25 protein-coding genes are annotated in these 26559 nt (G+C 73.5%); 15 read left to right on the top strand and 10 right to left on the bottom strand.

The features are described 5' to 3' along the window. Nucleotides 1–162 precede the first annotated feature (162 nt). Nucleotides 163–660, bottom strand: a complete 498-nt coding sequence (locus tag ACPZVR_RS08420) for a VOC family protein (protein ID WP_436699121.1) — start codon at nucleotides 658–660, stop codon at nucleotides 163–165. 59 nt (nucleotides 661–719) lie between these two features. Between ACPZVR_RS08420 and ACPZVR_RS08415 the strand changes: the two genes are divergently transcribed. Further along, a complete protein-coding gene (locus tag ACPZVR_RS08415) occupies nucleotides 720–1184 on the top strand; it encodes a MarR family winged helix-turn-helix transcriptional regulator (RefSeq protein WP_436699120.1) in 465 nt (154 codons plus the stop codon). A 34-nt stretch (nucleotides 1185–1218) separates the two neighbouring features. On the opposite strand, the gene ACPZVR_RS08410 is transcribed toward ACPZVR_RS08415, so the two are convergent. Beyond that, nucleotides 1219–2775, bottom strand: a complete 1557-nt coding sequence (locus tag ACPZVR_RS08410) for an FAD-dependent oxidoreductase (protein ID WP_436699119.1) — start codon at nucleotides 2773–2775, stop codon at nucleotides 1219–1221. 19 nt (nucleotides 2776–2794) lie between these two features. Next, nucleotides 2795–3088, bottom strand: a complete 294-nt coding sequence (locus tag ACPZVR_RS08405) for an HU family DNA-binding protein (protein ID WP_436699118.1) — start codon at nucleotides 3086–3088, stop codon at nucleotides 2795–2797. Nucleotides 3089–3207: 119 nt separating this feature from the next. Here ACPZVR_RS08405 and ACPZVR_RS08400 point away from each other — a divergent pair, with 119 nt between their 5' ends. From ACPZVR_RS08400 to ACPZVR_RS08355, 10 genes are all read left to right on the top strand, one after another. Further along, nucleotides 3208–4821, top strand: coding sequence for a choice-of-anchor M domain-containing protein (locus ACPZVR_RS08400; protein ID WP_436699117.1), 1614 nt, complete (start codon nucleotides 3208–3210; stop codon nucleotides 4819–4821). Between the two features lie 76 nt (nucleotides 4822–4897). Next, nucleotides 4898–7258, top strand: coding sequence for a TIGR03773 family transporter-associated surface protein (locus ACPZVR_RS08395; RefSeq protein ID WP_436699116.1), 2361 nt, complete (start codon nucleotides 4898–4900; stop codon nucleotides 7256–7258). After that, complete coding sequence (locus tag ACPZVR_RS08390) at nucleotides 7251–8795, top strand: anchored repeat ABC transporter, substrate-binding protein (protein ID WP_436699115.1); 1545 nt, start codon at nucleotides 7251–7253, stop codon at nucleotides 8793–8795. Before ACPZVR_RS08395 ends, ACPZVR_RS08390 begins: the two co-directional genes overlap by 8 nt. Next, nucleotides 8783–9760, top strand: coding sequence for a choice-of-anchor M domain-containing protein (locus ACPZVR_RS08385; protein ID WP_436699114.1), 978 nt, complete (start codon nucleotides 8783–8785; stop codon nucleotides 9758–9760). The genes ACPZVR_RS08390 and ACPZVR_RS08385 overlap by 13 nt, the downstream gene beginning before the upstream one ends. Continuing rightward, nucleotides 9757–10527, top strand: coding sequence for an anchored repeat-type ABC transporter ATP-binding subunit (locus ACPZVR_RS08380; protein WP_436699113.1), 771 nt, complete (start codon nucleotides 9757–9759; stop codon nucleotides 10525–10527). The genes ACPZVR_RS08385 and ACPZVR_RS08380 overlap by 4 nt, the downstream gene beginning before the upstream one ends. Further along, nucleotides 10524–11444, top strand: a complete 921-nt coding sequence (locus tag ACPZVR_RS08375; protein WP_436699112.1) for an anchored repeat-type ABC transporter permease subunit — start codon at nucleotides 10524–10526, stop codon at nucleotides 11442–11444. Before ACPZVR_RS08380 ends, ACPZVR_RS08375 begins: the two co-directional genes overlap by 4 nt. 333 nt (nucleotides 11445–11777) lie before the next feature. After that, nucleotides 11778–14609 (top strand): choice-of-anchor M domain-containing protein, encoded by a 2832-nt coding sequence (locus ACPZVR_RS08370; protein ID WP_436699111.1) that lies wholly within the window; start codon nucleotides 11778–11780, stop codon nucleotides 14607–14609. Nucleotides 14610–14705: 96 nt separating this feature from the next. Next, nucleotides 14706–15701 carry a permease gene (locus ACPZVR_RS08365; RefSeq protein ID WP_436699110.1) on the top strand — a complete coding sequence of 332 codons (996 nt, stop codon included), beginning with the start codon at nucleotides 14706–14708 and terminating at the stop codon, nucleotides 15699–15701. Further along, the gene (locus ACPZVR_RS08360) at nucleotides 15698–16378 is read left to right on the top strand and encodes a TIGR03943 family putative permease subunit (RefSeq protein WP_436699109.1); all 681 of its coding nucleotides are present in this window, start codon (nucleotides 15698–15700) and stop codon (nucleotides 16376–16378) included. Before ACPZVR_RS08365 ends, ACPZVR_RS08360 begins: the two co-directional genes overlap by 4 nt. Further along, complete coding sequence (locus tag ACPZVR_RS08355) at nucleotides 16371–16853, top strand: hypothetical protein (RefSeq protein ID WP_436699108.1); 483 nt, start codon at nucleotides 16371–16373, stop codon at nucleotides 16851–16853. The genes ACPZVR_RS08360 and ACPZVR_RS08355 overlap by 8 nt, the downstream gene beginning before the upstream one ends. Here ACPZVR_RS08355 and ACPZVR_RS08350 read toward each other — a convergent pair. From ACPZVR_RS08350 to ACPZVR_RS08330, 5 genes are all read right to left on the bottom strand, one after another. Then, nucleotides 16832–17260, bottom strand: a complete 429-nt coding sequence (locus ACPZVR_RS08350; RefSeq protein WP_436699107.1) for a VanZ family protein — start codon at nucleotides 17258–17260, stop codon at nucleotides 16832–16834. The two genes, ACPZVR_RS08355 and ACPZVR_RS08350, sit on opposite strands and share 22 nt — an antisense overlap. Before the next feature lie 85 nt (nucleotides 17261–17345). Beyond that, nucleotides 17346–17468: a type B 50S ribosomal protein L36 gene (gene ykgO / locus ACPZVR_RS08345; protein WP_436699106.1), complete on the bottom strand. Its 123-nt coding sequence runs from the start codon at nucleotides 17466–17468 to the stop codon at nucleotides 17346–17348. Beyond that, entirely contained in the window at nucleotides 17465–17653 is a 189-nt protein-coding gene (gene rpmF, locus ACPZVR_RS08340) for a 50S ribosomal protein L32 (RefSeq protein WP_436699105.1), read from the bottom strand. Before rpmF ends, ykgO begins: the two co-directional genes overlap by 4 nt. Beyond that, complete coding sequence (locus tag ACPZVR_RS08335) at nucleotides 17654–18718, bottom strand: CobW family GTP-binding protein (RefSeq protein WP_436699103.1); 1065 nt, start codon at nucleotides 18716–18718, stop codon at nucleotides 17654–17656. It lies immediately after the preceding gene. Then, nucleotides 18715–18981 (bottom strand): type B 50S ribosomal protein L31, encoded by a 267-nt coding sequence (locus ACPZVR_RS08330; protein ID WP_436699102.1) that lies wholly within the window; start codon nucleotides 18979–18981, stop codon nucleotides 18715–18717. The genes ACPZVR_RS08335 and ACPZVR_RS08330 overlap by 4 nt, the downstream gene beginning before the upstream one ends. Nucleotides 18982–19041: 60 nt before the next feature. On the opposite strand from ACPZVR_RS08330, the gene rpmB reads away from it, so the two are divergent. The 3 genes from rpmB to rpsN are packed head-to-tail and all read left to right on the top strand — an operon-like array spanning nucleotide 19042 to nucleotide 19764. Continuing rightward, nucleotides 19042–19278, top strand: coding sequence for a 50S ribosomal protein L28 (gene rpmB / locus ACPZVR_RS08325; RefSeq protein WP_436699101.1), 237 nt, complete (start codon nucleotides 19042–19044; stop codon nucleotides 19276–19278). 1 nt (nucleotide 19279) lies between these two features. Next, nucleotides 19280–19459 (top strand): 50S ribosomal protein L33, encoded by a 180-nt coding sequence (rpmG, locus tag ACPZVR_RS08320; protein WP_282401542.1) that lies wholly within the window; start codon nucleotides 19280–19282, stop codon nucleotides 19457–19459. Continuing rightward, nucleotides 19459–19764, top strand: a complete 306-nt coding sequence (gene rpsN / locus ACPZVR_RS08315; RefSeq protein WP_436699100.1) for a 30S ribosomal protein S14 — start codon at nucleotides 19459–19461, stop codon at nucleotides 19762–19764. The genes rpmG and rpsN overlap by 1 nt, the downstream gene beginning before the upstream one ends. Here the strand turns inward: rpsN and ACPZVR_RS08310 are convergent. Next, nucleotides 19745–20794 (bottom strand): CobW family GTP-binding protein, encoded by a 1050-nt coding sequence (locus ACPZVR_RS08310; RefSeq protein ID WP_436699099.1) that lies wholly within the window; start codon nucleotides 20792–20794, stop codon nucleotides 19745–19747. The genes rpsN and ACPZVR_RS08310 overlap by 20 nt on opposite strands. A gap of 59 nt (nucleotides 20795–20853) precedes the next feature. Here ACPZVR_RS08310 and ACPZVR_RS08305 point away from each other — a divergent pair, with 59 nt between their 5' ends. Beyond that, the gene (locus tag ACPZVR_RS08305) at nucleotides 20854–22131 is read left to right on the top strand and encodes a YibE/F family protein (RefSeq protein WP_436699098.1); all 1278 of its coding nucleotides are present in this window, start codon (nucleotides 20854–20856) and stop codon (nucleotides 22129–22131) included. Nucleotides 22132–22207: 76 nt separating this feature from the next. On the opposite strand, the gene eccCa is transcribed toward ACPZVR_RS08305, so the two are convergent. Then, nucleotides 22208–26386: a type VII secretion protein EccCa gene (gene eccCa / locus ACPZVR_RS08300; protein WP_436699097.1), complete on the bottom strand. Its 4179-nt coding sequence runs from the start codon at nucleotides 26384–26386 to the stop codon at nucleotides 22208–22210. Nucleotides 26387–26559: the final 173 nt, after the last annotated feature.

Here is a 26559-nt window from a genome sequence, read left to right as displayed (position 1 = left end):
TTGTCCGCATCGCCTGGACCACCCACCGCTGGAACACCCGACCAGCCCGACGCCCTTAACCTATTGGCGGAACCTCTAAGGGTTACAGCGCGAACTCCGCTGCAACAACACCCGGGTAGTGGCAACAGCACCCGGGTAGTGGCAACAGCACCCGGGTAGTCGTCAGAGGACCTTGGTGCCGTACATCTCACCGAGCGGGTCGGCGAGCAGTTCGAGCCGCTCGCCGTCGGGCCCGGGGAAGTAGAGCGAGACCCGGGACTCGAGGTGGTAGGCGATCCCGGCCTCGTCGAGCTTGGCGCGCAGGTAGTCCCACTTCTCGCGGGTGACCGAGATCGCGAGGTGATGGTGCCCGCCGAGCACCTCGGCGTACGGCCCGAGGTCGAGGCCGGGCAGGGTGAAGAAGGCGAGCAGGTTGCCGGCCCCGACGTCGAAGAAGAAGTGGTCGGAGCCGGCGTAGTCGCGGTTCTCGAAGATCTCCGTCAGGGGGAACTCCAGCAGGCCCTGGTAGAAGTCGATGGTGCGGCGCACGTCGGAGGAGAGCAGCGCGGCGTGGTGGATGCCACGGGCGCTGCTCTCGGGTCGCTCGCCCTCCGGGAGGAGGTACTCCTTCTTGATCCGCTCGCGGTCCTTGGTGATCGCGTCGAGGTCGATCGTTGCCATGTCAACTACTCTCCTCCGAGATCGTGGATGTGTCAACATTCTCGGCTAGAATGACACCGATGAGTACGACGACGCGGTGGCTCGACGACGAGGAGCAGCGGGCCTGGCGGGCCTGGATCGACCTCAACGCCCAGTTGACCGCTCGGCTGAACCGCGAGCTGCAGGCCGCCAGTGGCCTCTCGATCTCCGACTACGAGATCCTCGTCGCGCTCACCGATCCCGACGTCCCCGACCGCACGCTGCGGATGTACGAGCTCGGTGAGCGGCTGCAGTGGGAGAAGAGCCGGGTCTCCAAGCAGGTCTCCCGGATGGAGGCCCGCGGGCTCGTCGAGCGCCGACACTGCGCCGACGACCGGCGGGGTGCCTTCGTGGACCTGACCGACGCCGGCCAGGCCGCCATCGATGCGGCGGCCCCCGGGCATGTCGCGCTGGTCCGCGAGCTGTTCTTCGACGGGCTCAGTGCCGAGCAGGTGCGCAGTCTCGGGCGGTTCGCGACGACCGTCCTGGGGCGCCTGGCCGGTTGAGCGGCTCTCCGAGGGGCCTCGGCTGCTGTAACCCTTAGTTACAAGGGTCCTGGCCCAGCATGTCGTCCACCGCCAGCGACGCGAACGCCATCGCCGCACCGAGGGGGGCGCCGGGGCCCGGGTAGGCCGAGCCGAAGACGGAGGCGGCGGAGTTGCTGGCGGCGTACAGGCCCGGGATCGCCCGCCCCTCGGTGTCGAGCACGCGGGCGCGGGCGTCGGTGACCAGGCCGCCCTTGGTGCCGAGGTCCGAGAGCACGAACCGGGCGGCCGTGAACGGCGCCTTGTCCACCGGCGCCAGCGCGGCCTGCGGTCCGCCGCCCCCGGCGAAGAAGGTGTCGTACTCGTCCTCGCCGCGGCCGAAGTCCTCGTCCTTCCCGGCGGCGGCGAACGCGTTGTAGCGCGCGACGGTGGCGGCGAGCGCGGCGGCGTCGAGGCCGGTGGCGGCGGCGATGCCCTCGAGCGTGTCCGCCTCGACCCAGGTGCCGGCGGCGAGGTGCTCGGCCCGATCGCCCTCCGGCATCGCGATGGCGGGCAGCCGGCCGTCCTCGCGGGAGTCGAAGACCAGCCAGGACGGCGTCCGGTCGGGGGCGGCCGCCATCACGCGGCCGAACCGGTCGTAGGGCAGGCACTCGTTGCCGTAGCGCCGCGCCGACGCATCCACCATCACGCCGCCGCGGAAGCCGAGCGTGAACGCGCCGCTGCCGTCGGGCTGCTGCAGGCCGGGGCAGAACCAGCCCTCGCCGGACCAGTCCGTCGCCGCACCGATCTCGGCCGCCGCGTCGATCACCTCGCCGGTGTTGGTCCCGCGGGGCGCCATCGTCCAGGCCGCGTCGCCCGGCGTCCCGTGCGCCGTACGACGCTCCGCGCTGCCCTCGAAGCCGCCCGCCGCGACGAGGATCCCCCGTCGTGACCGCACCTCGCCGGGACCGTCCGGCCCGTCGTACCGGACCGTGGTGGCGCGGCCGTCGGCGTCCCGGCCGAACCCGGTGACGTGGTGACCGGTGGCGATCGTGCCGCCGTCGCGGACGGTCATCGCGGCGAGTCGTGCGATGAGGGCCTGCCCACCGGAGAGGGTGGACCGGCCCGGCCGCCCCGAGCGATCGCGCTCGACGGGCGGCCGGACCAGGGCCGCGACGGCGGGGTCCAGCTCCTCGCGGCGGATGCTCACCGGCTGGATCGAGCGACCCATCGGGACGCGCCCGGGCGCGTCGTAGTACTCCGAGAACGGGATCCACTCGAAGTCCATCAGCGGGTCCGCCTCGAGTCGCGCGACCAGGAGCGGGGCCTGGGTCAGCAGCGCCTCGACCCGCTCCGGGTCGGGGTCGTCGAGCACGGCCGCGAGGTAGGCCCGCGCGCCCTCGGTCGAGTCCGGCAGGCCCGCACGCTGCTGCACGGCGCTGCCCGGCAGCCAGCACGCTCCGCCGGAGTACGCCGACGTGCCGCCGATGAGCGGCGTCCGCTCCAGGATCAGGGTGCTGAGGCCGGCCGCGGCGGCGAGGGCGGCGCCGGTGAGGGCGCCTCCGCCCGAGCCGACCACGACGACGTCGTACTCCGCCTGCAGGGGCGCCGCCCCGACCACCGTGCCGCTCATGGCGGAACGATAACGTGTTCTAGTTTTCCGGGGAACCGGTCGCCGCCACCCGGCGGCGGAAGGCAGTGGCGGGCTTGAAGCCGGGCGCGACGCTCGCGGGGATCTCCATCGGCTCGCCGGTGCGCGGGTGACGGCCGGTGCGCGCCGCGCGACGGCGTCGCTCGAAGGTCCCGAACCCGGCGAGCGCGACGCTCCCGTGCTCGGCCACGCCGCGGGCGATGCCGTCGAGGGTCGCCGCGACGGCGGCGGCCGCGTGCTCGGTGGTGAGGCCGGTCGCCTCGGCGACGGCGGCGGTCAGGTCGGTGCGGTTCATCGGGCCCTCCTGGGGTCGGTCGGCAGGGATGCGTGACCACCCTAGTGCAAATGGGAATCATTCTCATGTAGAGTGCCGACGCCCGACGGAGCCGCCGTCGGTGGAGAGGGACGGAACCCATGAGAAGCATCAGCTCACTGACCGCGCTGGCACTCGCCGGCGGCGCGGTCGCCGTCGGCCTGGCCGCGCCGGCGGCCGCCGCCGACCGGCCGGTGGTCCTCGACCGTGGTCACATCGACCTGTTCGAGGTCACCTACGACGAGGCGAGCGCCGGTCTGGCGCTCCAGATCAAGGACGACACCCAGCTGCACGCCCCGGGATCGACGTACCGCGACCCCGGGGACGTGACCATCGCGATCGACGACCAGGTCGCCGCGATCGAGGTGCCCGACGCCGCGGGATATGCGTTCCTGGGTGCCCCGGGCGACACCGTCTACATGCTGCCGATGACCCAGAACCACGACCTGCCGTGGCCGGGCTGGAGCACCGAGCGGCTGACGGCGACCCTGCCGGCCGGCACCGAGCTGCCGCCCGAGGGCGAACCGGTGGCGCTCGACGTCGAGGTCGAAGGTCCGGGCGAGGTCCACTCGTTCATGAACGACTCCTTCGGGGGTGTCGAGAAGCACTACGTCGACAGCAGCGACGGCGGTCCCGACACGATCCCGGTCTCCCGCAGCGCCCACGTCCACACGAACTGGACCTTCTCCGAGAAGGGCGACTACACCTTCGAGGTCACGCCGCGGGCCACGACGACCGGCGGCGCCACCCTGACCGGGCCGACCGCGAGCTACCACATCCGCGTGGGCGACCCGGCCCCGGCGGACCTCGGTGTCGAGGTCACGCCCAACAAGCCGGGCGCGACCTACCTCTACGGCCAGGGCATCACGCTCACGGCGGCACCGACCGCGGCGACGGACCTCGACCACTACCACTGGTTCGTCAAGCGCGCCGGCAGCCCGGACTACGCCATCAGCAACGCCTCCAGCACCGCCGAGCTCAAGCTGCCGACGTCGCTCGTCTGGGACGGTGCTCAGGTCTACGCCAACCTCTACGACGACGCCCACAACGTGGTGGCGTCCTCCGAGCCGCTGACGCTGCACGTGTCGCAACTGCCGCAGGTGACCACGCTCACGGCCCACGCCGACAAGGCGTCGTACGCCGTGGGGGAGACCGCCCACTTCAGCTCGACCCAGAGCCCCGAGACGGGTGAGGACCACTTCCACTGGTACGTCCGCAAGCCGGGCGAGGAGTTCTACACCTACATCCCCGACTCCAACCAGGCCACCGCGGACCTGCCCGTGACCGCCGACCTGCAGGGCGCCGAGGTGATCGCGCGGATCTTCGACCACGACCACGCGGTCATCGCCGAGTCGGCGCCGGTCGTGGTGAGCCTCGCCTCCGGCGCCGCGCCCACGCCGACGCAGCCGGCGGCGGGCAAGGCGGCCAGCCAGGTCGAGGTGAAGGTCAAGCCCCAGCGCCTCACGCCCGGCAAGCGCGGCAAGGTCAAGGTCGCGGTCACCGTCCCCTCGGCGCCCGGCGTCCCGGTGACCGGCACGGTCGTGGTCCGCGCCGGCGGCGAGAAGGTCGCCGCCAAGGCGGTCAAGGTCAACGGCAAGGTCGTGATCAAGCTGCCCCGGCTCACCGTGGGCAAGCACCGGATCAAGGTCGTCTACCAGGGCGACGCGACCACGGAGCGGTCGAGCACGACGCGGGTCGTGAAGGTCCGGCGCTGACCGCCCGGCCGATCTGACAGCCCCCCAGGCGGGGCCGGTCTGACGCCGGCCCCGCCCTCCTCCCCTGGGAGCACCCATGAAGACACCTTCGCGCACCCTCTCGTCCCCGCTCGTCCGCCTGCTTCTCGCGGCCGGTGCCGCGCTCTGCCTGCTCGTGATGAGCGGGCTGCCGGCGGCGCACGCCGGCGCCGCCGGCTCGGCGGTGCTGCGCGCCGCGGACGGCCCCGTCACCCTGCTGGACGTCGCGGCCGGCGCGGACGGAGCACCGTCGCTGTCGCTGGTCCAGGACCAGCGCTCCCATGTGCCCGCCGCGGTCGCCCTCCGTCTCGGGGAGGACGCCCTTGGTGCCGGCGTGCCACTGGGCTGGAACACGCGCCTGGCGCCGGCGTCGGCCACGACCCTGGAGATCGACCTCGCGGTGACCGGTCCGGGCCGGATGCTCGTGCGGGACGTCGACGTCCACGGGGCGCCGGTCGACCTGATCGACACCGGGGACGACCGCCCGGACACGCTGGTCCTCCCGATCGGCAGCGAGGGCTGGCCGGTGTGGTCCTTCACCGGGCCCGGTCGCTACGTCCTGGACGCGACCGTCGCCGGCACGACCGCGCGCTACCACCTCGACGTGCCGCCGGTGGAGCCGACCGAGCCCCTGCCGACCGAGCCGGTGCCGACCGAGCCGGTGCCGACCGAGCCTCCATCGGAGGAGCCGCAACCGGAGGAGCCGCTGGTCTCGCCGGGGTCCCCGCCCCTGCCGCCCACGCCCACGCCCATCGCGACGGCGGCGAAGCAGGAGGACGCCTGTGCCGTGCCGGACCTGCCCGCAGACGCCGTCCGGGTCAGCGACGGCCATTTCGACTACGGCGTGCAGGTCGCGGGCGACCGGCTCGACTCGCAGGTCAAGGACGACCGCACCCACCCGCCCCTTTGGCGGGATCCGGCGACGATGCTGTTCGAGGTCGGCGCGCCGGCCCGCAAGCAGGTGCCGGCGAGCCCGGCTCTCGCCTTCCTCGGTACGCCGGGCAGCGACATCTGGACCGTCGGGCAGGTCCAGGAGGCAGGCGTCCCGTGGCTCGGGTGGAACACCCAGCACGAGAGCGCCATCGGCAACATCCAGGGCGCCACGACCTGGCGGCTCGACGCGGTCGAGGGGCCCGGGCAGCTGTTCGTCTACCAGACCGGCTCGTTCGGGTCGATCACGCCGGTGCTGAGCACCGCGGACGGCTGGCCACGCAGCACCACCATCCCCGCCAACACCCACGGGCACGGGAACTGGTCGTTCACCCAGCCCGGCGTCTACCGCGTCACCACCACCCATCTCGCGCGGCTGAAGTCCGGCGGGGAGGTGTCCAGCACCGACACGCTGACCTTCCGGGTCGGTCCCTGCGCCCAGACGGCGCCCGGCCCGGCGTCCGACGCCGGCAAGGCCGGCGACAAGGCGGGGGACGGAAAGAAGAGCACGAAGGGCACGAAGGGCACGAAGAGCAAGAGCGCCCCGGACGGGCCGGAGGCCGGGACGCCCGCCGCGCCGCCGCCCGCTCCGGCGCGGGCCACCCCGGAGTGCGTTCCGGTGACCCGCGGCGCGCAGGCTCCGGCCCCGTCGGACGGTGCCGGCGCGACGGCCCCCCAGGCCACGCCGACCACGCGGACCGCGGTGAGTGACGGTCACTTCGACTTCGGCTCGATGATCGAGGCCGGAGCGATGCGGGCGCGGGTGAAGGACGATCGCAGTCAGCCGCCGAGCTGGGTCGAGCCGGAGAGCCTGTCGTTCGTGATCGGCGGGCCCGCGCGCCAGGAGGTCCCCGCCGGCGCGGCGTACTCCTTCCTCGGCGCGCCCGGCGACCCGATCTGGCTGATCTCGCAGACCCAGGTCGGCGGCGTGCCGTGGCTGGGCTGGAACACCCAGCACGAGACGGTCCGGCAGCAGGTCCGCGGGCCGGTGCGCTACCGACTCGACGGCGTCAGCGGACCGGGCCGGCTGGCGGTCTACCTCACCGACTCGTTCGGCGGGGTCGGGCAGCGCATGTTCGGCAACGTGAGCGGATTCCCGCGGTCCTTCGACGTGCCGCTCAACGTGCACGCCCACGGCAACTGGGTCTTCACCGCGGCCGGCACCTACGAGGTCACCATCACCCAGTCGGCCACGCTGAACGACGGCACGGCGGTCTCCGACAGCGCGACGCTCACCTTCGTGGTCGGCGGCGGCTCCGGCGGCGGCTCCGGCGGTGGGGGCCGAAGTGTCGGGCTGACCGCGCCCCTGACCCTGCCCGCGGTCCTGCCCGCGACCCTGCCCGGGGCGGCGACCCGTGACTGCATCCCCGCCACCGGCGCCGGGGCGAGCCTCACCGTGCTGCTGCCGCTGGGCGTCACCCTCGTCGTGTCCGGCGCCGCCGTGCTCGGCGTACGCCGTCGGTCGATCCGCCGCCTCGCCCATGCGTAGGCGGAGCGCGGGCGGCGCGGCGCTGGTGGTCCTCCTGACCGCCTGCGCCGCGCCACCCACCCTCTCCGCGAACGACGACCGGCTCCAGGTGATCACGACGACCGGCCTGATCGCGGACCTGGTCCGCAACGTCGGCGGCGAGGACGTGAACGTCGTGCCGCTGGTCCCGGACGGCGCTGACCCGCACAGCCACGAGCCCAGCCTGCGCCGCGCGCGCGACGTGGTCTACGCCGACGTGGCCTTCAGCAACTACCTGCTGCTGGAGGAGCACAGCGTGATCAAGGTGCTCGACGCCAACCTGCCCGACGACGCGGTGAACATCTCGCTCGCCGAGGACGCGGTGAAGTACGCCGCCGAGATCATCCCGCTCGTCGAGAAGGTCAACCTGGACACGATCTGGCTGGGGCTGCGGGTCCACGGTCGCGGCGAGCGGTACGGCGCCACGCGCGCCTCCGACGTGCTCCTCTCCGCGACCGGCATGACCGGGCCCGGCCGCGTCGTCGGCTACCTGACGGGATCCTTCGGCGATCCGGAGGTCTACTTCGACTCCGGCGACGGCTTCGAGGCGGCCGACGGCTACCGGGAGGACACCGCGGTCCTGCCCGCCGACGCGCACACCCACATGTCCTGGTCCTTCTCCGAGCCGGGCGTCTACACGGTGGACTTCGCCGCTCGGCTGCAGGTGGAGAGCGGTGCGAAGCCGCTGCCGATCGGCACCACGACGGTGACCTTCGCCGTCGGGATCCCGCCGGACGAGGCCGGGGAGGGTCGGGTGCTGGATCGCGGGCACGCCGACGTCACGGCCGACCTCGACGGCGGCGACCTCGATCTCCGCTACGACGCCGAGGGCGGCGGCGAGCACAGCCAGGAGGAGCTCGACCCGGCCGAGGTGGTCGTCGACGTGCCCGCGAAGGCGCTGGTCGAGGTGCCGGGTGACGAACGCCTCGGCTTCCTCGGCCGGCCCGGAACACGGGTCTACCAGCTGCCGCAGGCCGTGCTCGGCAAGCACGTGCACGGCGAGATCGACCCGCACCTGTGGCAGGACGTCGGCAATGTGATGGCCTACGCCGAGCTGATCCGCGACACCCTGATCGACGCCGATCCCGAGAACGCGCTGGCCTACCGCGAGCGGGCGGACGCCTACCTCGCGGAGCTGGAGGCGCTCGACCGCTACGTCCGCGACACGATCGCGCAGGTGCCGCAGCGCCGTCGCTACCTGGTGACGACCCACGACGCCTTCGGCTATCTCGCGCACGCCTATGGGCTGCAGGTGGCCGGCTTCGTCACGCCGAACCCGGCCACCGAGCCGTCGCTCGCCGACCGCCGCAAGCTCGTCGAGACCATCCGGACGCTCGAGGTGCCGGCGGTCTTCCTCGAGCCGGGGCTGCGCGCTCGTTCGTCCGTGCTCACGCAGGTCGCCGAGGAGGAGGACGTCGCGGTCTGTGCGATCTACGGCGACGCCTTCGACGACCGGGTGACCGACTACGTCCAGATGATGCGCTTCAACGCAGAGGAGATCCGCACGTGCCTGTCCTGAAGGGGCCTGCCCTCAACCGTTGCCGGGCCGTGGTGCTGGCCGCCGCGCTGTCGCTGCTGCTCGTCCCGGCCGCCGCGGCCGCCCCCGGGGACCCCGCCCCGACGGTGCCGCCGGACGACGGATCGCTGCAGCAGACCATCGACCCCGACCAGGAGGTCGCCACCGACGACGTCGTGCTCGAGGCCGGCCACGTCGACCTCGGCCCCCGCGAGGTCGACGGCGCGTGGACGCTGATGGTCCACGACGACACCCGGCTGGCGGGCTCGGTGTGGCGCCCGCTCGAGCACGCCGTGATCCGGGTCCGCGACGCCGCCACCCAACAGGTGCCCGACGACCCGGCCTACGCCTTCCTCGGCGTGCCGCCCGGCGCCGGCGTGCACGTGGTGCCGCAGACCCAGGACCCGGACGTGGTCTGGCTCGGCTGGAACACCCAGGACCCCTCGGTGCTCGACAGCGTCGACCGTGGCGTCACCCTCACCCTGCGGGGCGTGGACGGCCCCGGCCACCTGGTCGTCTACCTGCAGGACGGCGGCTTCGGAGAGCCCGACGTGCTCTGGGACTCCCGCGCCCTCGCCGCCGACGAAGACCAGGACCTCTGGGTGGACGTCAACACCCACACCCACGCCAACTGGGTGTTCGCCGAGCCCGGCGTCTATCTCGTCTCGATCGCCGCCACCGCGACCCTCGTCGACGGCACCGAGCAGACCGCCACCGGCACGCTCCGGATCGCGGTGGGAGACGCCACCGATCCCGCGCAGGCGCTGCGGGCCGCCGTGAGCGCCCCCGGCCCGGACGCTCCGGAGCCGACCGCCGATGACGCGGACCCGGTCGACGGGGACGGTACGCCGATCTGGCCGTGGGTCGTCGGCGGCGGTGCGGTCGTCCTCGTCGCCGTGCTGCTGGCAGCGGTGGCGCGCGGGCGTCGTACCCGCTCCCGGGCGCTGCTGGACGAGGTCGCGCCATGAGCAGCGGACTGCAGGTGCGCGGCCTGGAGGTCGACCTGGGCGGCCGGCCGGTCCTGCGCGGCGTGGACCTCGATCTCCACCGTGGCGAGCTCGTCGGACTGATCGGTCCCAACGGAGCGGGCAAGACCACGCTCCTGCGCGCGGTCCTGGGCCTGACCCGGGCGCGGGCGGGGGAGGTGCGCGTCGACGACCGTCCGGTACGACGGCGACGCGGCGAGATCGGCTACGTCCCGCAGCGCCACGAGTTCGCCTGGGACTTCCCCATCTCGGTCGAGCAGGTGGTGCTCACCGGGCGGGTCGGCGGGCTGCGCCCCGGTCGTGGGCCGCGGGTCGCCGACTGGAGGGCCGTGGACCGGGCCCTGGGCCTGGTCGCGATGACGGACCTGCGCCGACGGCCGGTGGGGGAGCTCTCCGGCGGCCAGCGCCAGCGGGTGCTGGTGGCCCGGGCGCTCGCCCTCGATCCGTCGGTTCTGCTCCTCGACGAGCCGTTCACGGGCCTGGACCTGCCCACCCAGGAGTCGCTGCTCGCGATGCTCACCGGGCTCGCGGACGGGGTGGACGGGCCGGCGCGCGCGGTGCTGATGACGACCCACGACATCGCGTCCGCGCTCTTCGCCTGCCGCCGGGTCGTGCTCCTCAACCGCACCGTGGTCGCCACGGGGAGCGCCGCCGAGCTCCGGGACCGTCCCGAGGCGTGGTCGGACACCTTCGAGGTGAGCGCCGACAGCCCGTTCCTGCGGGTGCTGGCGGCGGGGGTGACGGTGTGAGCCCGCTGGACTTCCTCGCCGACCTCACCAACCCGGACCTGCGCTTCCTGCCGAAGGCGCTGGCGGTCGCGATGATGTCGTCGGTCGTGTGCGGCGTCGTCGGCTGCTATGTCGTCCTGCGCGGCATGGCGTTCATCGGCGACGCGGTCGCCCACGCGGTCTTCCCCGGTCTGGCCGTCGCCTTCGTGCTGTCCGGCAACCTGATCGTCGGCGGGACCGTCGCCGGTGTGCTCACCGCGGTGCTCATCGCGGTGTTCAGCCAGGGTCGGCGTCTGAAGGAGGACGCCGTGATCGGCGTCTTCTTCGTCGCCGCCTTCGCGCTGGGCGTCGTGATCATCTCCCGGGCGCCTGGGTACGCCGGCTCGCTGCAGCAGTTCCTCTTCGGCTCGATCGCGGGCGTGCCCGACCGCGACGTCGCCGTGATCGCGGTGACCGGCCTGGCGGTCCTCACGACGCTGTTCCTGCTCCACCACGGTCTGGTCGCGGTCACGCTCGATCGGGAGATGGCGCGCGCCCTGGGCCTGCGTGTCTTCCTGCACGACCTGGTCCTCTACGTCCTGGTCACGCTGGCTGTGGTGATGTCCGTGCAGACGATCGGCAACGTCTTGGTGCTGGCGCTGCTCGTGGCGCCGGCCGCGACCGCCCGGCTGTTGACCGACCGGCTCGGCGTGATGATGGTGCTCGCCCCGGGCATCGGGGTGGTCGGGGCGACCGTGGGCCTCTACATCTCCTGGTCCTGGGACCTGCCGGTCGGGGCCACCATCGTCCTGGTGCTGGCCGGCGCCTTCCTGGTCGCCTGGCTCGCGGCACCGCGCCACGGCGTCCTCGCCGGGATCGCGCGGGCCGGCGCGGCGCGGACCGGCGCGCCGTCCTCGGCCGAGGGCGCCGCCGTCCCGCTCAGCGGTGGGCCGCGGTAGCGGTTCCGGTGCGCCCGCGGACGAGGCTCGCCAGGCGTGGTCCATCGCCAGGAACCCGCCTCCAGCGCCGGTTCTGTCAGAGCGCGTCGTGTGCCACGGCCCTTCGTTCGGCTCCGGTCGGCCCGCCGCTTCCACTGAAATGAGATTGACAATCATTCTCAACAACCCTACGGTCGAGACCACCGACCGCGCTCGCCACAACGGCCCGGTCGGCTCCGCTGTCTGCTGCGAACGATGACGAGGACTGTGCCGATGTCGCCTGCCCCTGCGCCCGCTCGGGGCGCTCGTACCCTCCTGCCGCCCCTCGTTTCACTGAAACTCCTGCTGACGGCGTTGCTGACGACGACGTTGGGGCTCGGCGTGCTCGGCGCCCTGCCGGCGCGCACGTCGGCCGCGCCGGGGCCGGCGCCGGACCCGGCGGAGCGACGGGTGATCGCCGACGTGCACACCGACGCGATCGCGACCTTCTGGGAGGACGGCGCGCTGGTGCTGGCGACGAGGGCGGACACGCCCGATCCGCACACCCGCTACCCGGCCGACCGGGTGTGGTTCCACGTCGACGACGACTCACGGCGGACCGCGCCCGCCAGTCGGCCGTTCATCGCGCCCGCCGGTGCCGAGGTGTGGATCGCGCCGCAGGGCTTCGCTGCCGACCAGCTGTGGCCGGGCTTCTCGACCGAGTCCGTCCCCGACGGGACCCTGGACGCGAACACCACCACGATGACCCTCGTCGATGTCGCGGGACCCGGCGACGTCGAGCTCTACCAGAACGACATCGACGGCGCGATCCGGCAGTGGTCGAGCGACGAGGACGTCAAGGCATTCGATCTGGTGGGCCGCTCCCACATGCACACCAACTGGGCGTTCACCGCGGCGGGCATCTACCACCTGACCGTGCGGGCCTCCGGCACGGTCGCCGGGCAGCAGGTCGAGGACACCGCGGTCTACACCTTCGTGGTCGGTGAGCTGCCGGAGCAGGTGGCGACCGAGACCGCCGTGCAGATCGAGGGCGATTCGACGGTCACGGTGGGCACGCCCGTGGAGCTCCGCGCGTCCGTCTCCCCGGCGACGGTGGAGGGGTACGTCGAGTTCCGGGACGGTACGACGGTGCTGGGTCACGAGGCGGTCGTCGCCGGTGCGGCAGCGCTCACCGTGGACGCGCTGGCGATCGGCTCCCACGACGTGACGGCGGTCTTCGTCCCGAGCGTCGCCAACCTGGCGGCGACCTCGAGCTCGCAGCCGGTGACCGTCTCCGTCACCGACGAGGGCGGGGTGCCGTTCGCCGTCACCGGCGTCGAGGCGTCCTATGCGCCGGGAGACCTGCTGAGCGCCGAGGTCGTCGGGGTCACCCTGGCGGAGAGCCAGATGTATCGCTGGCTGTGGCGGCCGATCGGCTCCACCAGCACCGGCCTCAACGTGCAGACGTCGACCTCGTCGGCGTACACCCGGTCGCCGGTGCTGGGCGCCTCCGATGACGGTTACGAGCTGAGCGTAGCGGTGCGCCAGTGCGCCAATGAGACGTGCAGCAGCGGCTCGATCGTCGCTCAGGCGGGCTGGTACCCGGTGCACGTCGAGCAGGCGGGCCAGCGGCCCTCGCTCACCCGCGTCGGCGGCAGCGGCCCCATCTATCCCGGAGACCTCTACCGCCTGGAGGCCGGCGGGCTGGACCTGGCGGAGGGCGAGACCACGGAGTTCGTCTACCGTCTCGGCGTCACCTGGTCGACCCGCCTCGCCGTCTCCGGCTCGACCGCGGCCTACCCGGATCCGGCCTCGGTCACGATCAAGCGGGTGGGCGACAACGCGAACGCCTACGACGTCGCGGTGCGGGTGGTGCGCGACGGCGTGCCGGTGCGCCAGTCCGAGCCCCACCGGGTGCAGGCGGCGAACTTCGAGCTGCCCGTCCAGGGGCTGCAGACGCTCTACTTCGAGGGGGCGAGCGCCGACCTGAGCGCGCAGATCCACCCGGTTCGCGACGGCGACGCGTTCACCTACGAGTGGCAGTTCAGCAAGGCGGCGGACTTCGCCGCCGCCGACCCGAGCACGGTCGTGTGGGCCGCGGGCTCGCAGAGCCCCGCGACCGTGGAGAAGACGGTGAACGTCGCCGATCACGACAAGGGCTACCTGCGGCTGCGGGTGCTCACGCCCGACGGGGTCGAGGCGTTCAGGACTCCCGCCGTGCGGATCTACGTGACCGACGATCCGGACGCCCAGCTGTTCTTCCTCAACCAGCTCGCGGAGCACTATCACCAGGGGGACGCCGTGAGCCTGGCGTCGACCGTGGCGCCCGAGCCGCTGCCGGGCGACGAGATCCGCTGGGAGTGGAAGTGGGCCGACCGCGACTGGGAGCCCTTCCCCGGCGCATCGGGGAAGCAGCACCGGCTCACCGCCGAGCAGGCTCTCGACGGCGTGCAGGTGCGGGTCATCCTCGACTTCGCGGCCGAGGGCAAGGACTCGATCGTCGCCGAGCCGGTGACGATCCAGGTCGACGACCACGGCGCCGCGGCGCGACAGCAGCCCACGATCACGGGGCGGACCTCGGCCATCGAGGGGGAGACCACCACCCTGACGCGTGAGCTGCCGGAGAACGGCCCGACGGTCCTGACCGAGCACCGCTGGGAGCGGAGGGCGGCCGGCTCCGAGGAGTGGACGACGCTCGCGGACGAGGTGGGCGAGACGCTCGGGCTCACCGCCACCGCGGCCGACGACGGTGCTGCCTACCGGGTATCGGTGGTGAAGCCGAACGGCGTCGTGGCCTATGGTCCGTCGCCGGAGGTCACGCTCGCGGTGGAGGCGGCGCCGACCGGCCCGCCGCCGTCGGGGCCGGCCGGGCCGTCGGGGGTGGCGGAGCCGGGCGCCGACCCCGTGGTGAAGGCGACGCCGGTGCTGAAGGTGCGGGTGTCGCGGCCGACCGTGCGGCGCGGTGGGTCGGTGGTCGTGCGGGTCCGGGTGCGGGCCGGCGCGCGGGTGCCGTCGGGTGCTGTCCGGGTCAGGGTGGCGGGCAGGGTCCGCACCGTGCACCTGGACGAGAGGGGCCGGGCCCGGATCAGGGTGCGGATCGCGAAGAGCGTCCCGCCCGGGACGAAGCGGGTCGCCGTGATCTACCGGGGTGACGGCCAGGTCGCGGCCGCGCGGGACCGGTCGACGCGGGTCCGGGTGCGGCGCTGAGCTGAGCTGAGCCCTCTGCTTCCGGAGGCGGGCCGGCCACGGTCCGTTGTTGACAATGATTCCCATTCGTAACCAGATGGCACTACGCTCCGGGCGATGAGCACGACCCGTTCGTCCACGACCCGGGCCGGCGGCGATCTCCAGGTCTGGCTGGTGCTGGGCCTGCTGGTCGCCGCCGTCCCGCTCCAGCGTCTCCTCGGCGACCACCTCGAGGGCGCGGCGTTCCAGACCTGGGCCACCGTCTTCCTCGCGATCGTCGTTCAGTCGATCCCGTTCCTCGTCCTGGGCGTGGCCCTGTCGGGGCTGATCTCGGCGCTGCTGTCGGAGCGACTGGTGTCGCGGGTGCTGCCTCGCAACCCGGCTCTCGCCGTCCCGGTCGCGGGCCTGGCCGGGATCGGGCTGCCGACCTGCGAGTGCGCCGCGGTCCCCGTCGCCTCGGGGCTGGCCCGACGCGGCGTACCGGCGCCGATCGCGCTGACCTTCCTGCTCGCCGCCCCGGCGATCAACCCGGCGGTGATCATCTCCACGGCGGTCGCCTTCCAGGGCCGTACCGACATGGTGGTCGCCCGGTTCGTCGCCTCACTGCTCGTCGCCGTCGTCATCGGCTGGATCTATGTGGTCGTCGCCGGACGGCTGCCGGCGCTGCGGTTGCCCCGGATCAGCGCGGCCCAGCACACCCACGGCGGCGACACCCGGTGGGGCCGCTTCGTCGGGGCGGCGTGGCACGACCTGCTCCCCGCGGGCGGCTTCCTGGTCATCGGCGCGGTCATCGCTGCCACCGTCAACGTGCTGGTGCCGGTCAGCGTCGTCGAGTCCGTCGCCGGCAACGTGCTGGTCGGCGTCGTCGTGCTCGCTGCCTTCGCCTTCCTGGTTGCGCTCTGCTCGGAGGCCGACGCCTTCGTCGCGGTGAGCCTCACAGCGTTCTCCGACACGGCCAAGCTGGTGTTCCTCGTCGTCGGGCCGGCCATGGACATCAAGCTCGCCGCGATGGAGGCGGGCCAGTTCGGGCGTGGGTTCGCGGTCCAGTTCGTGCCGCTCGTCCTCACGGTCGCGACCGTCGTCGCTGTCCTGGTCGGGTGGGTGCTGCTGTGAACCGGAACGCCCAGTCCGTCGTCCTCGCCGCGATCGGCGCGGTCGCACTGCGGGTCGGCCTCACGGACGAGTACGCGCGCTATGTCAACGACTGGATGAAGTGGCCGCTCGTCGTCAGCGGGGCCGCCATGGTCGGCCTCGCCTTCCTCGCCGTCTTCAGCAGCCGCCACGACACCGACCGGTCGTCCCCTGCGGTGTGGGCCCTGCTGCTCCCCGTCGTCATCGCCTTCGTCGTCCAGCCTCCCGCTCTCGGGGCCTATGTCGCCGAGCGGCGGTCCAACGATGTGAGCGCCGTGCGGTACGACAAGGCCGCGGTCGCGCCGCTGCGTGAGGGACAGGTCCACGACATGCTGGTCTCGGAGTTCGTCGCCTACGCCTCGGCGTACGGCGAGGTGCTGACCGGTGCTCAGGTCCGGCTGCGCGGATTCGTCACCCACGACGAGGACGGCTGGTACGTCACCCGGCTCTCCATCAGCTGCTGTGCTGCGGACGCGCTGGCCTTCCGCGTCCGCGTCGACCCGGGCGATGGCGAGCAGGCACCCGCCGACGAGCAGTGGGTCGAGGTGGTCGGCGCCTGGGTGCCGGGCACCGGCGAGGGCATCGGGACAGAGGAGGTGCCGGTCCTGGCCGCTGCCGAGGTCACCCCGACGGGCCCGCCCAAGCGCCCCTATGAGTGACGGGTCCGCGCTGCTGCCGCGCCTCGGCCTCGCCCTGGCCCTGGTCGTCGTGCTGGTCGTGACCCTGACGTTCGGCCGCGGTGGGGGCCACGGTGATGGTGGCGACGACCCTCCGCCGGCGGAGGAGGCGTCCCCCGCGGCCGGCGGTGCGGTGCCGGGCGAGGACGAGTTCTGTGCCGGCTACCTCACCCTGGCCGACGCCCAGGGGCAGTACGCCGCGCAGCCCGGCACTGCGGCGGACGCGCTGCGGGCGGCTGCCGGCGACCTCGTCGCCCTCGGCGTACCCGACTCGATGAGTCCCCTGGCGCGCACCGGCTACTACGTCGAGATCTCCGGGGTCTACGGCTCGCTCGGCGACGAGCTCGACCGGAGCGCCGTTCCGGGTGCCCTGGTCGACGACGGCTCGGGCGCCTCGACCTCGGGCTCGGTGGGTGCTTTCGGGGACTGGCTGGCTCAGTACTGCCCGGCGCGTTGACCCGCCGGCCGGGCCGACAGGCCGACCCGGCTGAGCGGGGCGGCGAGGATCGCTCCGACCAGCCCGCCGAGGCCGTTGTGCACCACGTCGGCGAGCGTCGGCACCCGGGGCGGGAGGAACTGCTGCTGCGCCAGCTCGATGCACGCCGACGCGAGCACCGTCAGGGCCGCCGCGAGCAGCGGCCGGCCGAGCAGGACGGCGAGCAGGAAGCCCGCCGGCACGAAGAGCGCGACGTTCGCGATGACCTCGGTCTCGCTCCAGTCGAGCCGGCCGTGGCTGGCCCGCCGCGCCGCCGCGTCGGCCAGGTCGAAGGCCCAGCGGCCCGCCGCCGGGTCGGCCAGGGTGAGCCGCGCGACGACGACGGAGTAGCAGGCCAGCAGGACGGCGGCGACGGGACGACGGATCATGCTCCCGACGCTAGGTCGGTCGACGGTGCCGGACATCGGTCTCGGGTGCCGACCTGTCGTACCCGAGGACCGGTCCGTCGCGTGATCAGCCCTGGCGGGCCTTCATCCGCGGGTTCCGCTTGTTGATCACATAGACGCGGCCGCGCCGCCGCACGACCTGGGCGCCGGGCTGCTTCTTCAGCGACCGGATCGAGTTGCGCACCTTCATCGCCTGCTCCTCCTTCCCGTCTCGGGGTCGACCAGGCCGTCCATGACCGCGCCGACCAGGCGCCGCGGGACGCGGTGGGTGCGGCCGTCGATCGTGACGGGCACCAGGTCCGGGGCGCTCGCCCGCCACTGCGAGCGACGGTGTCGGGTGCGGCTGCGCGACGTACGACGCTTCGGCACGGCCATTCAGGCCACCTCCCGGATCGGCCCGAGCCACGGTTCGAAGCCGTCCTCGCCCGCCGGCCAGGTCACCGGCTCCCCGGGCGCGAGCAGCAGCCCGTCGAAGGCTGAGCGCAGGTGGGGCGGCGCGACGCCCACGCCGGCCAGGACGATCCGCGTGAACGGGCTGCGGGTGCCCCACGAGCCGTGGTCGCCGATGCTCAGCTGGCCGCCGGCGCCGTCCCACTCGAGGATCCGGCCGGGGCGGCTGGGCAGCCAGAAGCAGCCGCGCGATCGGTGCGCCCCGGCGCCGAGCTGCTCGAGCGAGTCCAGCAGCCGGTCCGGCTGGAACGGGCGCAGCGACTGCAGGTCGACGCGCCACACCCCCTCCGCGCGGACGTCGGGCAGGGCGTCCGTGCGCGCCGGGTCGGTCCATGCGTCCGTGCGCGCGTGCTGGTGGAGTCGTCCGACGAGGACGTCGCCCCCGAGTCCGTGTCCGCCCTCCACGACGGTCGCGTCCGGGCGGGCGAGCGTCGTGACGAGGCCGCGCGCGACCGGGTCGACCGCGTCGTCGAAGGCCACCACGTCGGCGTACTCGACCATGGCGGACAGCACCTCCCCGACGCCGCGGCGGTCGTCGTGGGCGCAGTGGTGGCCGCGTTCGGCGAGCAGGTCGTCGCCGAGCAGGTCGCGCACGGGGTGCCGCGCGCCCACGGCCGTGACGACGGCGGAGACCCGCAGGAACCGCGCCAGCCGGGTGTCCCAGGTGAGCGCGGCGCACAGGTGGGCGGCCTCGGCGCCGACGGGGAGGTGGGCCACGATGCTCTGCCAGCGGCCGTCGCGCGCGAGCCGCTCGAGCGTCGGCAGGATGTCCTCGCGGATCGCGCAGCTGACGCAGGCATGCTCGAGCAGCGTCTCGTGCGTCTCGACGACGCCGCTCAGGTCGCTGACCGTACGGGTCAGCACGCCGCGCTCGACGTCGATGCTGTGCCGGCACGCCACGGCGCCCGGCAGGTCGAACTGCAGGCCCACCATGGTCGCGGCCATCGCCTCCGGGTCGACGCCGCTGAGCAGCACCACGGGCATCCTCATCGGGCGACACCCCGGCCGTACCGGCGCTCGAACGCCTCGACCCGCCCCTCCGTGTCGAGGACGCGGCCCTGGCCGGTCCAGAACGGGTGGCTGTGCACGCTGACGTCGACGTCGACGACCGGGTACGTCGCGCCGTCGAGCTCGATCGTGCGTCCGTCGGCTCCGGCGCGCTCGGCCAGCGTCGACCTGGTGAGCACCAGGTCGCCGGTGGCGCGGTCGCGGAACACGACGGGACCGTAGGCGGGGTGGATGCCCTGCTTCATCGCTTGCTCCTCTGGTTTAGAATGAGAATCATTCTCAATCATAGATCAGGAGGGAAGCAGATGTCACAGGTGTGCCAGGTGACCGGCGCGCGGCCCGCGTTCGGCAACCACGTGTCGCACTCCCACCGGCGGACCCGGCGGCGCTTCGACGTCAACGTCCAGCGCAAGCGCTACTGGGTGCCGTCCCTGGGACGGCACGTCACGCTGCGGGTCTCCGCCCGCGGCATCAAGACCATCGACCAGCGGGGGATCGAGGCCGTCGTGGCCGACCTCCGCGCCCGAGGAGAGAGGCTCTGACATGGCTGGATCGAAGGGGAAGGGATCCGACGTCCGACCGATCGTCAAGCTCCGCTCGACCGGCGGGACCGGCTACACCTACGTCACCCGGAAGAACCGCCGCAACGACCCCGACCGCCTGCGCATGCGCAAGTACGACCCCGTCCTGCGCCGCCACGTCGAGTTCCGCGAGGAGCGCTGATGGCCTCGCGCGCGAAGGTCGCCGCGCAGGACCGGCGCCGCGCCACCGTCGAGAGGTACGCCGAGCGGCGGGCCGTCCTCAAGGAGCGGGTCCGCCGCGCGGAGCCGGGCACGGCCGAGCTGGCGGCGGCGGTCCGGGCACTCGCCCGGCTGCCCCGCGACGCGTCGCCCGTCCGGCTGCGCAACCGCGACCAGGTCGACGGCCGCCCGCGCGGCTACCTGCGCAAGGCCGGCCTCTCGCGGATCCGGTTCCGCGAGCTGGCCCACCGCGGCGAGCTGCCCGGGATCACGAAGTCGAGCTGGTGAGCCGCCGGAGCCGCTCCAGTCGCTGACGACCGTCGCGCTCGGTGCCGGGCTGCCCGGCGCTCGGGGCGAGGGCCGCCTCCAGGCGGGCTCGCGCGGCCGCGGCGTCCAGGCCGACGCCGATCGCGACGAGCTCGCTCGACGCGGGCGCCGGCCGGAGCGCGGCGACGTGGACCTGGCTGCCGACCACGTGCACGACGTACCCCGTGCGGCCCCGGCCGGTGTCGACCGCGACGGTCCCCTTGATCCGGTAGGCCCCGGTGGGCGGATCGAGGAGGAGGTCGACCACCCGAGCGGGGTCGACCGGACCGTCCGTGCGCGCGGTCGCCGAGGCGGCATGGGCGTGGTCGTGGCCGTCGTCGGCCTCCTGCGCGGACCGCTCGGCGCGCAGCAGCGCGGCGAGCGGCAGCTCGTCCGGCGGGTCCTCGGCCCGGGCGACGTCGTGGAGGAGTGCCGGGTCGATCCGGCCGCGCGAGGTGCGCACGACGTGCGCCGCCGGGTTGACCGCGCGGATCCGTGCCTCGATCGCGGCGAGGGTGTCGTCGCGCGTCGTCGGCGGCAACAGGTCTGTCTTGTTGATCACGACCAGGGTCGCCACCGAGAACCGGGCGGGCGGCATGCCCCCGTCGTCGAGCGTCGCGAAGTACTCGACCGCGTCGACCACGTCGACCACCCCGCCGGGACGGACCCGGGGCACCGTGGAGCCGCGGATCATCTGGGCCAGCACGCCCGGCTCCGCGAGCCCGCTGGCCTCGACGACGATCGCGTCCAACGCGAGCCGCGGCCGGGCGAGCCGCTCGAGGGCGGCGTCGAGGCCGGACACGTCCTCGATGCAGCACAGGCACCCGCCGGCGATCGACACCGGCTCGTCCACCTGGCCGGTGACGAGGCCGGCGTCCACGTTGATCGCGCCGAAGTCGTTGACGATCACCCCGACCCGCGCTCCGGGGCGGCGCAGCAGCCGGTTGAGCAGTGTGGTCTTGCCGGCGCCCAGATGTCCGGTCAGGGCGGTCACCGGGACGTGCGGACTCACCGTTCCAGCCTAGTTGACAACGATTCTCATATCGGGGCAGGTCGTGGCAGGGTGGGCGCGTGAGCAGCCATCGCGGCCGGGGGCACGGGCACGGACATGGACACGGCCGCCGGGCGGACCGCGGTCCGGAGGACCGGATCGAGGTCGGGACGACGGCGCGGATCGTGCTGCTCTCCGCGCTGGCGCTCGCCCTCATCGGGACGGTGGCCGGCCTCGCGATCTGGTGGCCGCCCGGCGACGCCGCCGCCCGGAGCGCGCGCAGCGGTGGCGCCGCGGCCCAGTTCGCCGCGCCCGGGGTGACCTTCCCGTCCGCGGACGTGGTCGCCGTGGCCGAGCGCTGCTCGGGCCGGACCGGACTGCCGGACGGGTCCGGCTGCAGCACGATCACCGTCGTGGTCGACGGCGAGGAAGAGCCGGTCCGCCTCGACGTACCCCCCGAGGTGGTCGAGTCCGGGCTCGCGAAGGGTGACCGGGTCGAGCTGCTGCGCACGCCGCCGCCCGAGGGCGCGCCCGACCAGGAGGCGACGTACTCCTACTTCGCGACCGAGCGCTACGGGACCCTGGTCTGGCTCGGCGTGCTCTTCGTCGCCGTCGTGCTCGCCGTCGCCCGCTGGCGGGGGCTGCTCGGCCTGATCGGGCTCGCGTTCGGCGGCGCCGTGGTGTGGTGGTGGATGCTGCCCGCGCTGCTCGACGGCGCCCCGGGCGTGGGGGTGGCGCTGACGAGCGCGACCGCGATCATGTTCGTCGTCCTCTACACGACGCACGGCTTCTCCCTGCGCACCAGCACCGCTCTCGCCGGCACCCTGCTCGGCATCGCGCTGACCGCCGGCATCGGCGTCGTCGCGATCGGCGACGCGCAGCTGACCGGCATCAGCGACGAGACCGGCGCGATCCTGGCCTCGTTCGGCGCGCTCGACTTCCAGGCGCTGCTCGGCTGCGCGCTCGTCATCGCCGGGCTCGGCGTCCTCAACGACGTCACCATCACCCAGGCCTCCGCCGTCTGGGAGCTGCGGGCCGCCAGCCCCCAGGCCTCGCGCACGGCGGTCTTCACCAGCGCCATGCGGATCGGTCGCGACCACATCGCCTCGACGATCTACACGATCGTGTTCGCCTACGTCGGCACCGCGCTCATCCTGCTGATGCTGCTGCGCGTCTACGACCGCCCGCTGATCGACCTGATCTCGACCGAGCAGCTGGCCGAGGAGGTCGTCCGGACCCTGGTCACCTCGATCGGCCTGGTGCTCGCCGTACCGGTCACCACCGCCATCGCCGCGGTGATCGCCGCTCCGCGCGCCGATGCCGAGGCGCCCCTGAGGGAATCGCCGGTCGACCGGTGATTCCTGCACTTGTCGTGCGTTGCAACGCCCGACAAGTGACAGTTTCGCCGGTCGACCGGCGATTCCTGCACCAGGATCACAGCGACGGGTCGGTCCAGGCCAGCTGCACGACCTCGGCCCCACGGTCGCGGGTCAGCATCCGGGCACGTCCGGGCTGCGCCGGGCCGGGCCGCAAGTTGCCGATCAGCGCGCCCTCGTCGCGGCTGCCGGCCAGCAGGATGCCGGGCATCGCCAGGTCGCGCATGGTCTGGATGACCGGCTCGTAGAGGGCGCGGGAGGCACCGCCGGAGCGGCGGGCGACCGCGATGTGCAGCCCGACGTCGCGGGCCTGGGCCATCAGCGGCTGCAGCAGCGCGACCGGCGAGCTCTGCTGGGTCGCGACCAGGTCGTAGTCGTCGACCACGACGAACACCTCGGCCCCGGTCCACCACGACCGGTTGCGCAGCTGCTCGGGGGTGACGTCCGGACCGGGGATCCGGTTCTGGAGGTACGTCGCCAGGTCGTTGAGCGCGGGCTGCGCCTGGGTCGCTGAGGTGAGGTAGTTGAGGAGGTACTCCTCGGGGACCTCGCCCAGCAGCGAGCGGCGATAGTCGACGAGGATGATCTGCGCCTCGGCGGGGGTCCGGGTGCGCATGATCTCCTGGCAGTAGGTGCGCAGCAGGTTGGTCTTGCCGGACTTGCCGTCGCCGAAGAGCAGCAGGTGCGGCTCGGCGTCGACGTCGAGCGCGACCGGCGCCAGCTCCTTCTCGTTGATCGCCAGGAGCAGCTGCCGCTGCGGCGGGGTGCCGGACTGCGCGCGCACCTCGTCGAGGGTGATCCGGTCCGGCAGCAGGCGCAGCTTGGGGCCGGCCGGTCCCCGCCAGGCGGCGGTCACCGCGGCGATCAGCGCGTCCACGCCGTCGCCGAGCGTCTCGGCCGTGCCGTCGCCGTCGGTGCGGGGGAGCGCGCCGAGGAAGTGCAGCTTGCCGGGCACCAGGCCGCGGCCCGGGCGGTTGCCGGGCACCAGCGCGGCCACCTTGCGGTCGATCTCGGAGTCGATGGGATCGCCGAGTCGCAGCTCGAGCCGGGTGCCGAGCAGGTCGCGCATGGCGGCGCGGAAGTCCGGCCACCGGGTCGACGCGGTGACGATGTGGAGGCCGAAGGTGAGCCCGCGCCCGGCGAGCTGTTGGATCTCCAGCTCGAGGTCGTCGAAGTCGGAGCGCAGGGTGCCCCAGCCGTCGATGACGAGGAAGACGTCGCCGTACCCGTCGTCGGCGCGGCCCTGGCCGCGGCGGCTGCGGTAGGTCTCGATGGAGTCGATGCCCTGGCTGCGGAAGTAGCGCTCGCGGCGGTCGACGATGCCCTTGACCTCGGCGACGATCCGGCGCACGACCTCCGGCTCCGAGCGCGACCCGACGCCGGCGACGTGGGGCAGCGCGGTCAGCGGCGCGAAGGTGCCGCCCCCGAAGTCCAGGACGTAGAACTGCGACTCCAGCGGGGTCGTGGTCAGCGACAGGCTGGTGACGATGGTGCGCAGCAGCGTGCTCTTGCCGCTACGCGGCCCGCCGACGACGGCGACGTGACCGGCCGCCCCGCTGAGGCTGATCGTGAGGGTGTCGCGGCGCTGCTCGCGCGGCCGGTCGACCGTGCCGAGCGGCACCGTCAGGCCGCCGACCCCGCGCCACTGCAGCGAGACCAGGCCGAGCTCGGGGTGCGGCGCGAGGTCGGGCATCAGCCGGTCGAGCGTGTCGGGCAGGTCGAGCGGCGGCAGCCAGACCTGGTGGGCGGCCGGCCCCCGGCCGTCCATGCGGGCGACGGCGATGTCGAGCAGCGACGCGCTGCCCTCGACGGGAGCGGGGGCCGCCGTGGCCGCGTCCACGTCCTCGCGCTCCGGCTCGTCGAAGGTCTGCACCTCGGAGATCGTGAACGGCAGGATGCCGCGCACCTTGCCGCCGCTGTCGCGCACGACGCGGCGTCGGCTCGTCTCCGGCGGCCCGGAGACGTACGCCGCCTTGAACCGCGTCATCGTCGTGGGATCGGGCTTGAGGTAACCGAGTCCGGGCACCGCCGGCAGCTCGTAGGCGTCCGGTACGCCGAGCACGGCGCGCGACTCCTGGGCGCTGAACGTGCGCAGGCCGATCCGGTACGAGAGGTGCGACTCGAGACCGCGCAACCGACCCTCCTCCAGGCGCTGCGAGGCCAGCAGCAGGTGCAGGCCCAGCGAGCGTCCGAGGCGGCCGATCGCGACGAAGAGGTCGATGAACTCCGGCTTGGCCGACAGCATCTCCGAGAACTCGTCGACCACGAGGAACAGCGACGGCAGCGGCGCGAGCTGCGCCGCGGCGGGGTCGCCCGACGTACGCGCCTTCTCGTAGTCGCGGATCGACGCGAAGTTGCCCGCCTCGCGCAGCAGCTCCTGGCGGCGCACCATCTCGCCCGACAGGGCGTCCTGCATGCGGTCGACGAGGGTGAGCTCCTGGGCGAGGTTGGTGATCACCGCGGAGACGTGCGGCATCTCGGCCATGCCGGCGAAGGTCGCGCCGCCCTTGAAGTCGACGAGCACCATGTTGAGCTGCTCGGGGGAGTGGGTCATCGCCAGTCCGAGGACCAGGGTGCGGAGGAACTCGGACTTGCCGGATCCGGTCGCGCCGATCACCAGGCCGTGGGGGCCCATGCCCTGTTGGGCGGACTCCTTGATGTCGAGGTGGATCGGCCCGGCCGTGTCGCCGACGCCGATCGGGACCCGCAGCCGGTCGCGGGCGGGGCGCGGTCGCCAGGCGGTGCCGGGGTCGAAGCTGTGGACGTCGCCGAGACCGAGCAGGTCCATGAAGTCGGTGGGGCCGGTGAGGTCGGCGGCCGCCTCCTCGCCGACCGCCGCGCCGGCGGTCGGGGTGAACAGCGGGGTCAGCCGCCGGGCCAGGGCCTCGGCCGTGGCCGCGCCGCACTGGTCCGCCTTGGCCCGCACCGGCTCCGTCCGCAGGCGTACGGCGACCAGGGGCACCGTCTCCGGAGCCTGGCCCGCCGCGACCGCTGCGGCCGGCTGGTCCTCGATCTCGAGGCGCAGTGCCGTCGGGCTGTCGAGCTCGCCCCAGCGGGCGGGCAGGTCGATCACGGTGACGCCGTGCAGGCCGTCGGAGGGGACGAGGTGGTTGCCCGGCGGCAGCTCCGCGCCGTCGGTGACGAGGATGATGTGCGGGATCGCCGGCCGCTCGTCGGCGCCGAAGCGGGGCCGCTCGGTCAGGTCGGGCGGCAGCATGGTGGCGAGGTCGCTGAGCGACGTCGTGACCATGCGCGCCGGCCCGACCGCGTCGTTCTGGTGCTGGCTGTGGGCGTGGGGCAGCCACTTGACCCAGTCCCACTGGGCCAGGGTCGCCTCGCCGGCGAGGACCGCGATCTGCAGGTTCTCCGGCGACTGGAAGGTCGCCGCCGAGCAGAGCAGGGCCCGCGCCAGGGAGCGTGCCTCCTCCTCGTCGCCGCAGACCTCGATCCGGTCGAACGCCCGCAGGTCGATCGACGCCGGAAGGTCCGGCTGAAGGCGGTGCACGACGAGCAGTCGGTGCAGGGCCGACGCCGAGGCGGGGTCGACCTCGTCGATCGGGGCGCTCTCCGGGGGCAGCAGCTCCAGGGCCAGGGGCTGGGCGCACACGCCGTACCGCACCTGGAGGAAGGCGGGGTCGGCCGACGAGCGCTCCCACACCCGGGTCCGGTCCTCGGCGAGGGAGGGCAGCGCGGTCGGGGCCGGGTGCATCCAGGTGAGGGCCCGGCGCTGCTGGTCGGCGGCCTCGCGGGCCACCTTGCGGACGGTGGCGAGGTAGCGGAGGTACTCCGTGCGCGAGCCGGTGACCTGCTGCTGGCGCTGCTTCCGCTGCCGGTCGATCTGGACCACGATGAAGCCGAGCGTGGCGAAGAGGAACATGCCGGCCGCGATGAACCGCAGCGCCTGGTTGCCGCCCGCGCCGCCGAGACCGGCGACGAGCACGATCGAGCCGAGGCTGCCGAGCATCGGGATGGCGTTCATCGCCACGCCCGCGGCGCCCTCGCTCGGCTGGAGCTGCGGCGGCGGCTGCAGCTGGAGCTGTCCGCTGGGCAGGTCGGGGCGCTCGCCGCGGTTGCCGCGCTGGGTCAGGCTGCCGGGCGCCGCCGGTGGCGCGACCCGGCGTCCCGGGGGACCGCCCGGCGCCCCGGGCGGCAGCGCGCCCGGGAGACCGCCCTGCGGGCCGCCCGGCGTACCCCGGTGCATGCCCGGTCCGCCGCCTGGTGTGGTCCCCACGGTCACGCTGTCGTCCCCTGTCGTCCGCTGTCGCTCCGCCCGGTCGTGCGACGCGCTCGATGATAGGACCCGGCCCGGTCAGGGTAAGCAGCCTCGGAACGCACGGGAAAGAGGACTACCCTGCGAGCCGGGCCGTGAACCTCGGTCCGGTCCGACACCGATCTCGGGAGGCTGCAACG

The sequence above is a fragment of the Nocardioides segetis genome (assembly GCF_051390595.1).
GTDB lineage: Bacteria > Actinomycetota > Actinomycetes > Propionibacteriales > Nocardioidaceae > Nocardioides.
This window is presented reverse-complemented; position numbering and strand designations above follow the sequence as displayed.